This is a genomic window from Chelativorans composti, from assembly GCF_039541695.1.
GTDB classification, from domain to species: Bacteria; Pseudomonadota; Alphaproteobacteria; order Rhizobiales; family Rhizobiaceae; genus Chelativorans; species Chelativorans composti.
This window is the reverse complement of the sequence record NZ_BAABGS010000017.1, coordinates 25973-38584: the sequence shown is the minus strand read 5'-3', so window position 1 is coordinate 38584 and position 12612 is coordinate 25973. Positions and strand designations below refer to the sequence as shown.

The following is a 12612-nucleotide window of genomic DNA, read 5'->3' as shown; positions in this document are numbered from 1 at the left end:
CCACAGGAAGAACCATATGACCAAAGTCATCAATCTCGACACCCTGGCTCCGGCTCCCGCTCTGGCGATCATTGTCGATGGCGAACGTCACGAGATGAAGGAGGCAACGGTCGAGACGTTCCTCGAGAACATGCGTGATATTGAGGCGCTTGGAGTGAATGCCTCCCCGGTTCAGGAGGTCGAAACGATCATCCGGATTGTCTCCCGCGCTTTTCCCACGCTTCCGGTTGAGAAGATGCGTAAGTGGCCGCTGTCCACCATTCAGCAGCTTGCTGACATGGCGCGTGGCATGAATGCGGAGATTGGCACCACCGATGCCAAAGAGGCCAAGGAGGCCGCCAAGACGGGAAACGCCCCCGCGGCGAGCTGAAAAGCTTCGACGTCGGCTTTCTGCTCGCCAAGGTTCTGCGTGAATACGGGTTCTCGTGGGATGATGTGATGAAGATGCCCCTGAGGCGGTTCTGGTTCTTCGTGAGCCAGGTGGATCGGCTCAGGGCGGAAGAAGAGATCCGCCAGCTCCGTGTCCTGGCCGCGGTCACCAGCTCAGATGCCTACAAGAAGGCGATCGAGGTGCTCCAGGAGGAGATGGGCGAGATCTACATCTGGGAGCCGCTCAAGGTTCCGCCGGAGATGAGGGTCGATCCGGAAACGGGCCTCGATCCCGAGTTCGACCGTGAGGGACTGCGAGCACTGAAGATGAAGCTGGCCGCGCAGGCTCGAACGAGAAGGTAGGTAACGACTTACATACGGGACTGACTGGAATGACTGCAATTCGCGTTGAACTTCAGCTTGCTGATGGCAGCTTCACCACCGGACTGCTGCGCGCCGGTCAGTCTCTTGCCCAGTTCGAGCGAGAGCTTATCCGCACGAACCCTCGTCTTCAGGCATATGCCCAGAACGGCCAGAGCGTCATCAAGTCGATGACGCGGGCCACCGATGCCAACCGTTCGTTCCTGTCCAGCCTGCGCGACATTACCATCGTGACCGGTGCCCTCTCGATGGGCATTGGCGCGGTCTCGCGCGCGGCGAACGGCTGGCTCGGTCAGATCGTCAAGGTCAACGCCGAAATGGAGCGTTTGACCATGCTCATGACCGGCATGAGCACGAAGGAAAATCCATTCGAGGATGCTGCGTCGAACGTGGAGTATCTGCGCGAGCAGGCGCGGCAGATGCCCTTCTCGCTCAACGCCATGTCGAGCGCCTTCGTGAAGCTGAAGGCGACCGGTATTGACCCGACCTCCGGCGCGTTCAAGGCACTCGTTGACGGTGTAGCGGCATTCGGTGGCACCGACCAGCAGCTTGAGCGCATCGTGCTCGGCATCACACAGATGTCGGGTAAGGGTGTCATCCAGATGGAAGAGCTGCGTCAGCAGCTTGGTGAATCCATGCCTGGCGCCATGCAGCTCATGGCCCGCTCGATGGGTGTTTCGGTCGCTCAATTGACGAAGGCGATAGCGACCGGCACGGTCGAGGCGAAGTCTGCCCTGGAGCAGTTCTACGCTGAGGTCGAGCGCTCCTATGGCGGCTCTGCCCAGCGCATGATGGAAAGCTTCAACGGTCAGGTCTCGCAGTTGAAGACCAACCTTCAGATGCTGGTGACGGGCGAAGGCGGCCGCGGCTTCTTCCAGGCCGTCAAGGGCGAGCTGATTGCGATCAATGAGTTTCTCCGGTCCGACTTCGCTAGCGCAATCGCCCAGAAGATGGGCACGGCGCTCACGGCCGTTATGCAGGGCTTCCGCGAGCTTGTAGCCTGGGTCTGGAAGTTCCGCGACGAGATTGCGACGCTTGCAGCAAGCGGCGGCCTTATCTGGCTCGCAGGCGTGGCGAACTCTGCATTCGGTGCAATTGCCGGCGCCATCAACAGCACACGTGTGACGATGGTGGCCTTCAGCCGCGCAATGGCCGAGGCCGGCTCCATGATTGCGCTTGGCGCGACCGGCTTCCGCAGCCTGAGCACAGCACTGATTGGTGTTCAGATGTCTGCACTTGGTGCGGCGACGGCCCTGCGTGCGATTGTCATGGCAATCCCGGTGCTCGGGGCCATCACCGTTGGTCTTGGTTCCGCGCTGATGCTGCTTCGGGACTTCTTCAAGTCCACGGCCGAGGCGGCTCGTGATGCTTATGAGGAGATGATCGAGTTCGGCAACCAGACGGAAGCTGCGACCCGGCAGATCATCGACAACTACAAGGCAACGCTTGATGCCGAGGAACAGCAGATCCTCAGCACCATTGAGAACATCAAGCAGGCCATGGAGAACCCGCCGCGCGGCACTTCTGTCGAGCAGCATCAGCGGATCCTCGAATACTGGCTCAAGAAGTATGAGGAGCTCCAGCAGCGTCGCGTCAAGGTTGAAGAGGAGAGCGAGGACGCCCTGCGCAAGGCGCGTGAGCGCGACCGTGACCAGCGACTGCGTGAGCTTGAGCGTGAGAACAACGAGAAGATTGGCATTCTGCGCGCCCAGTATCTGCGCCAGTCTGAACTCGACCGGAAGGCGTTTGATGACGCGATCAGGAATGCTCGGCAGACCGGCGAGGCAATCTCGAAGATTGAGGAAGACTACAGTGTTCTAACAATCCAGCGCGGCATCGAGCTCGAGGAGAAGATCCGCGAGGTCTACATGAACTCGCGCCAGGCGCTGATTGCCGAGCTTGAGAGAAGTGACGTCGAGGCTTCGATAGGCCTGGCCGGGATCATCACGGCAATCGACGACCAGATCAAGGCGACCGACCAGCGCATCGAGGACCTGCGCACCCAGGAGCGCGGCATGAAGTTTCAGAAGGCTCCTGAAGATCAGAGCAAGGCGATCGAGCGTGGCAAGAAGGCGCTTGCGTCTCTACAGCAGGACATTGCCGCCGTGTGGGCCGAGTTCAACGGTGCCAGTGGCGCGGCCGCGGAGATGATGCAGCGCATCGCCAATGGCGACTTCGGTTCGATCAAGGAAGGCGGCGAGGAAGTGGCGAAGCTGCATCAGGCGCTGCTTGATGCCGCCGAGGCCAAGGAAGCGCTGGATGAGCTTATGGATGGCCGCAAGGAGGTCTACCGTGAGCTTGATCGGATCAGGGATGATCTGTTTGAAAAGGAGCTGGAGCTCTTTGAGCGCAAGAGCGGGCGCAAGCTCTCGGATGCCGAGAAGCTCATCATGCGCATGGACGCCGGGCTCATCAAGGGCTTCGGAAAGAACAGCGAGACTCAGAGACTGATCGAGGCTGCTGCGCGTGGGCTGACACAGAACGCGGAAGCCGCGGCAAAGGTTGGCGATGCGATCCGCGACGACGCATTCGGCCAGCAGTCGCTCAATGCCATTGATGAGGCGACGAACCGGTTCCAGCGCCTGCTCGGCGTCGTGTCGCAGACTGGTGACACGATCTCCGGCCTCAATTTCTCGGGCTTCAGCCCGGGCGGTGTTGCCAATGACCTGCTGACCGGCATTTACGGCGGCGGAAACAGGATCACGCGCCATGCCGGCTCGTTCCTGGATCTGATCGCGCGCGCCGAGGGCACGGACAAGGGTCGCGGCTATAACGAGACGCTTGCCTATGGTCGGTTCACCGGCGGCCCTGTCGATCTGGTCAACATGACCCTGGATGAGATCGACCGGCTTCAGACGCAGATGCTTCGGCACCCGGGCAACTACTTCAATTCGAGCGCCGTCGGACGCTACCAGATCGTGCAGACGACGCTGCGTTCCCTGCGTAAGAAGCTCGGGCTGAGCGGCGACGAACTGTTCACGCCCGACTTGCAGGATCGCCTGGCCCTCGAACTGATGCGTGGCCGGGGCGCGAATGTCGAGGGCCTGCGCAATGAATGGGAAGGTCTGCGCCGGGTTGATGCGAACGTTATTCTTCAGGCCTACAATAACCAGGCGTCCTACAACGCCGGTGTGGGCCCGACGCGCGAGGCGGCCGCTGCCCTCAACGAGCAGGCGAATGCCCAGGCGCGCCTCAACGAGGAAAAGACCAAGACCCAGCAGCTTACCGAGCAGCAGGCCAAGATCGAGGCCGACGTGCGCGAGACGGCCGGCCAGTATCAGGAAAAGGCTCTGGATCTTGCTCGTCGCACCGGTCAGCAGAATGTGGCCGAATACGCCAAGAAGATCCAGCGCGACATTGAACGCGCCAAGTCCGGCGTGGACGAGATCGGCAAGCACTACGAGCGGCTCGTTGATGACATCGAGGCTGGAAAGCTTTTCGATACCATCCGCGATGCAAACGATCCGGTCTATGCCGACCTGATCAAGCTCGCCAAGGAGCTCGATGCTGCCGAGAAGAAGCGCAAGGAGACGCAGGATGCCATCAAGGACGCCAAGCGCGAGGAAGAGCAGTTCAACAAGAAGGAACTGGAGCTCGCCGAGCGTCTGAGGGAGGCCCGGGAGAAGTCCAGGAACCCCGACTACAAGGGCGAGTCCGATGAGCTGCGCAAGCTGCGGATGGAGCTTGATGAGTATGTCGAGCTGAAGAAGAAGGCTTATGGCGAGGACTCGGCCGAATACAAGGCCGCGCTTGATTTCCGCACCAATCAGCTCCGCCAGTTTGGTCAGGTCGAGGCCTACGAACAGGCCGCGAAGTGGGCGAAGGAGCGCCGGGACTTCGAGACTTCGATGATGTCCCAGACGCAGATCAGGCAGCGCGAGATGCAGCGTCAGCTTGCCCTGCTTGACCGCTGGGTCGAGGACGCCCGGAAGGCCGGCCTGAGCGAAGAGGAAATCACTGAGCAGGTCGAGCGCCGCAAGGCCCAGATCCGCGCCCAGTATGCGATGCAGAGCCCGCTTGCGCGCCAGATGAAGGAATGGTCCGACTTCCAGGGTCAGCTTGAGCAGGCGACGACGCGCTGGATGGACAGCCTTGCCGGCGGACTTGCCGACCTCATCATGGGCACGGGCGATCTGCGCTCGGTCATTCAGGGCATCCTGAAGGACATCATCAACATGGGCATCAAGTATCTGATGTCCAACATCATGGGCAGCAAGGGCAAGATGGCTGCTGTTGCGCCGCGCGGCGGCAAGGGTGGTGGCAAGGGCAAGATGCTGGGCAAGGGTCTGTTCGGCCTCTTCCACACCGGCGGCATCGTTGGCTCGACGCCTCCGCGCGCCCGGCTCGCCCCGCTTGGCCTGTTCGCCAATGCGCCGAAGTTCCACGGCGGCGGTATCGTCGGCGGACCGAAGCTGTTGCCGTCTGAGGTGCCGATCATCGCCAAGAAGGGCGAGGGTGTCTTCACGCCGGAGCAGATGGAAGCGATGGGCAGCTTCAAGCAGCCGATGGCCTTCCAGATCAACGCTCCGATCACCGTGAACGGCTCCGCCGGCACGCCTGAACAGAACCAGGATCTGGCAAAGCGCATGGCGAAGGAGATGGAAATCACGATGCGGACGATCATCGCGGACGAGGTTCGCAAGCAGCAGCGTCCGGGTAACGCATTGAACAGGAGAAGCAGGTAATGGCACTGCCTACGTTCAATCCGCCGATTGGCCCCTCGCCCGGGACCACGCACAAGCCCAAGATCAGCCTCTATGAGGCCGAGTTCGGCGACGGCTATTCTCAGCCGACGCCGAAGGGCATCAACCACATCAAGCGCACGGTGTCGCTCAGGTGGGAGGCCCTCACCTACCAACAGATGGAAGAGATAGTCGGCTTCTTCGAGCGCATGGAAGGTTGCAAGCCCTTCTACTACCGGCCTTTCGGTGTGGGTGAGGTGATGAAGTGGGTCTGCAAGGATTGGCAGGCTTCCACGGAAGAAGGCATCTGGAGCGTGAAGGCGGAGTTTGAGCAGAGCTTCAGCCACCAGATCTGATTGGGCTTGATTGTAAGTAATGGTTTACTTACAATCGGACCAACTCGGAGTTGCCATGTCCATTCAAGCTGAAAGCCAGTCTCTTGCGCCTTCCGGCATCATCAACCTGTTCACAGTCGATACCTCGCCTGTGGGCGGACCGCTGCTGCGCTTCATCATGGGTTCCGACAATGATCAGCCCGTGAAGTTCGGCGGTGTCGAATACCAGCCCATCGACATCCAGTTCGACGGGCTCGAGACGACCGGCCAGGGAGCATTGCCGACGCCGAAGATTCGCGTGTCGAACGTTGATGGCCTGGCCCAGGCCATCATTTCGACATGGGGCGATCTGCTCGGCTGCACGCTGTATCGACTGCGCACCTACAAGCGGTTTCTTGACGGCCAGCCTGATGCGGATCCTGAAGCTTTTTACGGCCCGGACGTTTTCCGCTTCGAGCGCAAGACGTCCGAGAACGCTGTTTACATCGAGTGGGAGCTCTCCGCGGCGATCGACCAGGAAGGCAAGATGTTGCCTGGTCGGACAATCATCCGCGACACCTGCCTGTGGCGCTATCGCGTTTTCAATCCGTCCACCGGTCAGTTCGACTACAGCAAGGCGGAGTGCCCCTACACCGGCAACCAGTATTTCGACATCAACGACATGCCCGTTTCCAGCCCCGCCTTGGATTATCCGAGCCGGCGCCTCAATTGCTGCCGCGTCCGGTTCGGCAACAAGCCACTGCCGTTCGGCGGCTTCCCGGGTGTTCAGAGGGTGAACGTATGATCCCGACAGGTTTTGAAGAGGCATTCGCTGAAGCCAAGGCTCATGCGCGCAGGGAGTTTCCGCTCGAAAGCTGTGGTCTCATCGTGAGCGGCAAGTATATCGCCTGCGAGAATGTCGCGGCCGATCCTTCCGAACACAAGGAAGGCGACCGGAACTGCAACTGCAAGCGCTGTTCCTTCGTGATCGACCCGGCGGTCTACGCGAAATATGCGACCGGCGGGAACATCGACTTTGTGGTGCATTCGCACCCGAATGGTCCCTTCTATCCGTCAAAGGCCGACATGGAGGGCCAGCTTGCGACCGCTGTGCCGTGGGCCATCATTGCGCTTGACGATGAGCGCGTGGGCGATCCCATCTGCTGGGGTGACAGCCTGCCGATCGCACCTGTCCTCGGCCGGCAGTTCATGCACGGTGTCCACGATTGCTATTCGCTGGTGCGAGACTGCTTCAGGCTCGGCAAGGATGAGCTTGCCAGGCAGGACATTCATGGCTGGCCCTATGACCCGATCAAGCTGCGCGAATATCCGCGCGATGATGCGTGGTGGGAGGACAACGAAGACCTCTACATGAAGAACTTCATCCGGGAAGGCTTCATGCGCATTGATTTCGAGGATGCGGCACCCGGTGACATTTTCCTGATGAAGATTCGTTCCAGCCAGTTCAACCACGCCGGACTGCTTCTCGATAACGGCCTGATCCTGCATCACCTGCCCTCGCGTCTGTCGCGGCGCGAACCGGCCGGCATCTGGGCGCGTCAGGCGGGCGTCTGGCTTCGTTATGTCGGGTTCGACAATGCGTAACGTCTATCTGCATGGCTCTCTCGGCGAACAGTATGGACGCCATTTCCGTCTGGACGTGAAGACGGCCGGCGAGGCCATCCGTGCGCTCTCGGCCAACTTCCCGAGCTTCTACCAGACCATCCGCGATGGCGCCTGGCATGTGGTCCGCGGCAGAGATGTCGATACGGGCATGGATCTCGATGCGGATCAGGTGCGCGATTTCAACCTCGGTAATGGCGATCTGCACATCGTTCCCTATGTCGCCGGTTCCAAGCGCGGTGGTCTGCTGAAGGTCATCCTGGGCGTTGTGCTTGTCGGTGCTGCTTTCCTGTTCACGGGCGGCGCGCTCGCCACCCCGATCGCTGGTGGCGCACTCGGCGGTATCACCGGCACTCATGTTGCGCTCTTTGGTGCAGCGGTCGCTGTGGCCGGTGTTTCGCAGCTTCTGGCGCCCGAAGAAAGCGGCAAGGACGAGGACGAACATTCGTTCACGATGTCCGGGCCCAGCTCGACTGACCAGCAGGGCGTTGCAATGCCGCTTGTCTATGGCGAGGTGATCACGGGCGGCCGCCTGATCTCGGGCGGTGTGGACATCGAGCGCATTTCCGCCAGCGGCAAGAAGAGCGGCTCCATCGGAGGCAAGAAGTGAACCAGATTGCGAACATCCCGGTTGTTCATGGCCGCGGTGGCGGAAAGGGCGGCGGTGTTTCCAACGATCCGAATACGATCCGCACGCGCGCCCGAGCCCGCTTTATCGAAGCGATCTCGGAAGGTCCGATCCATGGTCTCGTGAACGGCGAGAAGTCGATCTATTTCGACCAGACGCCGCTCATGAACGAGAACGGCACCTACAACTACAAGGATGTCATCTGGCAGTTCCACCAGGGTTATGCCGATGAGGGCCACTTCAAGGGACACAACGCCGTTGAGTCCCCGCATACGGTCGAAGTCCAGGTAACGGCCGCGAATGGCGGTGTGGTGCGAACGATCGTCGGCGAAAACATCGACGCGGTGCGTGTGATCCTGCGAGTGCCTGCGCTTGTTCGCCAGACCGATGAGGGACTGAAGAAAACGTCGCTGCGCTATGCCATCGACGTGCGCGGCTACCAGGGCACCTGGGTGAATGTCGTCAATCACACGCTGAGGAACGAGAAGGCCCTTTCTCCCTTCCAGCTTGCCCACAGGATCGAGCTGCCGGATGGGGGCTCGCCCTGGGACATCCGTGTCCGGCGCATCACGCCTGACAGTGATGACGACAAGCTCCAGAACGAACTCTGGTGGGAAAGCTACGTCGAACTCATCGAGGGCAAGTTCATCTATCCGCACACCGCGGCAATAGCCTTCGACGTGAACGCGGAGGAGATGGGTTCGACCATCCCGCCGCGCGCCTACCACGTCAAGGGTCTGCTGGTGAAGGTTCCGAAGAACTACAACCCTGAGACGCGCACCTATACCGGCATCTGGGATGGCACGTTCAAGATCGCCTGGACGAACAACCCGGCGTGGATCTTCTATGACCTGCTGACCAACAACCGATATGGTCTCGGCGAGTTCGTGAGCCCCGACATCATCGACAAGTGGTCGCTCTACACCATTGCGCAGTATTGCGACCAGCTCGTGCCGTCCGGCTACAAGAACGCCGACACCGGCGAGGACATTCTCGAGCCGCGCTTCACCTACAATGGCGTCATCGACAGCCGCGACGAAGCCTTCTTTGTGCTTCAGTCGATCACCCAGGCATGGCGTGGCATGGCCTACTGGGCGCTCGGAAAGGTGTTTGCGACCGCCGACATGCCGGCCGACCCGGTGAAGCTGGTCACACCTGCCAACGTCATTGATGGCGATTTCGAGTATGCCGGCACCGCGATCAAGGCGCGGCACTCGGTCGTTCAGGTCAAGTGGAATGATCCGGCCGACTTCTACCGCCCGGCAACCGAGATCGTCATCGACACCAAGCTGCTTGAGAAATACGGTTGGCGCGAGAAGACCGTGCAGCTTCGTGGTTGCACGTCGCGCGGCCTGGCGCACCGCTACGGCAAGTGGATCATAGACACCGAGCAGAACGAGACCGAGACCATCACCTACTCGGCTTCCTGGGATCATGCCGAGCTGCGCCCGGGCGACATCATCGCCGTGTCCGACCCTCGCAAGGCCCAGATCCGCGCCGGTGGCCGTATCGTGCGGCACAATGGTCTCGTGGTGCAGCTCGATCATCCTTTCGAGCGCACGGAAGGCGCAACCTACGAACTCATGCTGACCCTGCCGTCGGGCCTTATCGAGAGGCGCAAGATTGTCTCTTGGCTCGATGACGATACCCTGCGCGTGGAGACGCCCTTCAGCGAGGAGGCCCTGCCAGATGCGCTCTGGACGATCACCGGCACCGACATCACACCGCGCCTCTATCGCGTGCTGACCATCGACGAGACCGAGCCGAACATCTTCAAGGTCACTGCCCTCTTCCACGACCCGCTGAAGTATGCGCGTGTCGAGCAGGACATTGTGTTCGAGCCCCTGCCCTACGAGCGCAATTCGCGCACTTCGATCCCGCCGACCGATTTGCGTGTCACTGAAACAGGCTATGTCTCGAACGGACAGACCTTCACGTCGTTGACCGTCTCCTGGACGCCGCCGCAGAACTTCCTGACGCGCGGCTTCCTGGTGTCTGTTGACACGCCGAACGACGGACGCATCGAGCTTGGTGCCACCAACTCCAACTACATGGAGATGAGGAACACTGAGGCCGGCGAATACACGTTCTACGTCCAGACCATCAGCTATGCCGGTGTTCTGTCCGAACCGGCCGAGATCACGTTCAATGCGTCCGGCGCGGAAGGCTTTCCGCTGCCGGTGGTCTCCGAACTGGAGCTTGCCGACAATCCCGGCTCGACGGAGTTCCAGAGTCCTGACCTGCGGATCCGCTGGAAGAACAACTTCGCCTTCCAGCTTGATGGCGATCCGAAGGATGATCCCTCGCCCCACTACACCTTCAACCTCGTTCGCATCTACAATGCGCTGACGGGTGAACTTCTGCGCGAGGAGCGGGTTCATCAGGAAAGCTACACCTACACCATCACGGCGAACCGTTTTGACAGCCTGCGAAAGGGCTATTCAGGGGCCAGCCGCAGCCTGCGTGTCGAGGTGACGGTCTCCGACGTGTTCGGCCGCACGTCCACGCCGGCTGTGCAGACTTTCACCAATCCCGTTCCGGCGCCGATCGTGCCGACCTACATGATCAACGGCGGCACAATCTTCATGTCCTGGCCGCAGCCGGAAGAGCCGGACTATGCCGGTGTCATCCTGTTCCGCTCGACCGAGCCTGGCATCAATGTTCTGACCGACACGCCCTACTATGAGGGCGGCGGCAACGCGCTCACCATCCTGGGCGACTACGAGACGGTTTACTACTTCAAGATCGCTGCCTACGACACCTTCGGCAAGGAAGGGCTGAACTGGTCGAGCGAGTTTGCGATCACGACCCTGAGCGACGGCGCGGACGTTGAACCGCCGGCCATCCCTGTCGATTTGCACGTCACGTCGGAACTTGAGGATGACGGTCGCGCCCGCGTGGTCGTCACCTGGTCGGCCAACACCGAGGAAGACCTGGCGGGCTACGATGTCGAAATCCGCCAGACGGGCGGTGCCTGGGTGGGCACGCAGGTCACAACGAACCGTTACGAGTTCCTGAGCCTCCCCGGTGTGGTCTACGACATTCGTGTCCGCGCACGGGATCGCAGCGCGAACTCGTCCGGCTACACGAACATGGTGACGCATGTCGCGGCCAAGGACTCCACACCTCCGGCCCCGCCCACCAATGTGCAGATTTCGGCCGGCCTCAATTCGTTCTGGCTGTCCTGGACCAATCCGGCGGATCCTGACCTCGATCACATCGAGGTGCTCGAGTCCGAGACGAACCAGATTGCTGACGCTGTTGTGCTTGCGAACGTGACCGGCAGCTCCTTCGCGCGAACCGGCCTCGACCACAACATCCGCCGCTATTACTGGGTGCGCGCCGTTGATACCTCCGGCAACAAGAGCACCGCGTCCTCGTATGTCACCGCGGTCACGGCAGAGCTGCCCAAGCGCACGGAGATCCAGACCGTCGGCCTGGTTCTGACGCCGAACTCTCCGGCCGCCGACGAGGTGAGCTGGCCGACATTCACGATCATCTATGGTGAAGCCGGGGAGGCGCCCCAGTCGCGCACGATAGCGCCTGGTAACGCAACATATACCTCGCAGCCCGTCTACCTCTATTATGTCGAGGGCGAAACCCAGCTTCGCTCGACCACGAATATTGCAGCGATCTTTACCGATCAGGGCCACCCGATCGCCGTCTACCGCGGCGGAACGGATGTCGAACTGGCTGGTGGCAAGACGCTGATCGACGGACAGAACATCCTGACGGGCACCGTCGGCGCGCAGCAGTTGGTGACGAACAATGCGATCATCACCAATACGGCGCAGCTTGCTGACGCGATCATCACGAGCGCCAAGATCGTTGAGCTTGATGCCGCCAAGATCAAGGCTGGAACGGCACTCGCCGGCTCCATAACGGTCAATGGCAGCACGCTCTCGGACGTCGTGACGAGCGCGAATGATCCGGCTGCCAAGATCAACAGCGGCACGACACGCATCGACCCCGGCAAGATCCTCGTATCCGGATCCACCACGCTTGCCGACTGGAGAATGGGCGGAGATGAGACGCGCATCGACGGCGGCGCCATTGCGGCCAATACAATCTCGGCCAACAAGCTGACGATCGGGCAGCGGGGCATCGCGGTTGACGGTATCACCTTCGAGCACAACTCGCCTTCGGCCAACAAGGTGGCCTGGACGGCCGGCTCGATCGCCTATGTTGATGACGACGGCACGAGCAAGACCGTCTCGATCACTGCCGGCAATGCAACATGGTCGTCCGGCACGCTCTACCTTTACTGGGTGAAGGGTGCGACGACGATAAGCTCCACCACGAGCCATGCGACGGCCAATGGCGCCAACAGCGTGATTCTTGCTACCTATCGGGGCGGCATCATGCTCTTCCCGGTCTACGGCCGCACGATCATCGACGGCGGCCAGATCAAAACGCAGAGCATCGACACTGCGCAGTTGAAGGTGGGCGCCGTCACCGCGGACGTGATCAGTGTCTCCTCGCTGTCGTCGATCACCGGCAACATGGGCCTGCTGACTGCTGGCAAGATCCAGAGTCCGGACGGTAAGTTCGTGATCGACCTCGACAACAAGTTCATCTCGATCACGGTTTAGGCTTTACAGTAAGTAAAAACTTA

At 60.8% G+C, this 12612-nt stretch carries 8 protein-coding genes; all 8 read left to right on the top strand.

Going from position 1 to position 12612, the window contains the following annotated elements; genetic code table 11:
- The first annotated feature begins 16 nt into the window (after nt 1-16).
- The 8 genes from ABD906_RS05160 to gpJ all read left to right on the top strand — a co-directional run bounded on the left by ABD906_RS05160 (nt 17) and on the right by gpJ (nt 12589).
- The gene (locus tag ABD906_RS05160; protein WP_345098517.1) at nt 17-370 is read left to right on the top strand and encodes a hypothetical protein; all 354 of its coding nucleotides are present in this window, start codon (nt 17-19) and stop codon (nt 368-370) included.
- 68 nt (nt 371-438) lie between these two features.
- Nucleotides 439-732: a hypothetical protein gene (locus tag ABD906_RS05155; protein ID WP_345098516.1), complete on the top strand. Its 294-nt coding sequence runs from the start codon at nt 439-441 to the stop codon at nt 730-732.
- 29 nt (nt 733-761) lie between these two features.
- The gene (locus tag ABD906_RS05150; protein ID WP_345098515.1) at nt 762-5435 is read left to right on the top strand and encodes a tape measure protein; all 4674 of its coding nucleotides are present in this window, start codon (nt 762-764) and stop codon (nt 5433-5435) included.
- Entirely contained in the window at nt 5435-5788 is a 354-nt protein-coding gene (locus ABD906_RS05145; protein WP_345098514.1) for a phage tail protein, read from the top strand. The genes ABD906_RS05150 and ABD906_RS05145 overlap by 1 nt, the downstream gene beginning before the upstream one ends.
- 55 nt (nt 5789-5843) lie before the next feature.
- The gene (locus tag ABD906_RS05140; RefSeq protein WP_345098513.1) at nt 5844-6551 is read left to right on the top strand and encodes a phage minor tail protein L; all 708 of its coding nucleotides are present in this window, start codon (nt 5844-5846) and stop codon (nt 6549-6551) included.
- Nucleotides 6548-7351 (top strand): C40 family peptidase, encoded by an 804-nt coding sequence (locus ABD906_RS05135; protein ID WP_345098512.1) that lies wholly within the window; start codon nt 6548-6550, stop codon nt 7349-7351. The genes ABD906_RS05140 and ABD906_RS05135 overlap by 4 nt, the downstream gene beginning before the upstream one ends.
- Nucleotides 7344-7979 carry a tail assembly protein gene (locus tag ABD906_RS05130; protein WP_345098511.1) on the top strand — a complete coding sequence of 212 codons (636 nt, stop codon included), beginning with the start codon at nt 7344-7346 and terminating at the stop codon, nt 7977-7979. Before ABD906_RS05135 ends, ABD906_RS05130 begins: the two co-directional genes overlap by 8 nt.
- Nucleotides 7976-12589, top strand: coding sequence for a TipJ family phage tail tip protein (gene gpJ, locus ABD906_RS05125; protein ID WP_345098510.1), 4614 nt, complete (start codon nt 7976-7978; stop codon nt 12587-12589). The genes ABD906_RS05130 and gpJ overlap by 4 nt, the downstream gene beginning before the upstream one ends.
- Nucleotides 12590-12612: the final 23 nt, after the last annotated feature.

What these genes read in the sequence shown, in the direction of transcription:
- ABD906_RS05160 (WP_345098517.1), top strand. Translation starts at nt 17, where the DNA reads ATGACCAAAGTCATCAATCTCGACACCCTGGCTCCGGCTCCCGCTCTG.
- ABD906_RS05155 (WP_345098516.1), top strand. Translation starts at nt 439, where the DNA reads ATGAAGATGCCCCTGAGGCGGTTCTGGTTCTTCGTGAGCCAGGTGGAT.
- ABD906_RS05150 (WP_345098515.1), top strand. Translation starts at nt 762, where the DNA reads ATGACTGCAATTCGCGTTGAACTTCAGCTTGCTGATGGCAGCTTCACC.
- ABD906_RS05145 (WP_345098514.1), top strand. Translation starts at nt 5,435, where the DNA reads ATGGCACTGCCTACGTTCAATCCGCCGATTGGCCCCTCGCCCGGGACC.
- ABD906_RS05140 (WP_345098513.1), top strand. Translation starts at nt 5,844, where the DNA reads ATGTCCATTCAAGCTGAAAGCCAGTCTCTTGCGCCTTCCGGCATCATC.
- ABD906_RS05135 (WP_345098512.1), top strand. Translation starts at nt 6,548, where the DNA reads ATGATCCCGACAGGTTTTGAAGAGGCATTCGCTGAAGCCAAGGCTCAT.
- ABD906_RS05130 (WP_345098511.1), top strand. Translation starts at nt 7,344, where the DNA reads ATGCGTAACGTCTATCTGCATGGCTCTCTCGGCGAACAGTATGGACGC.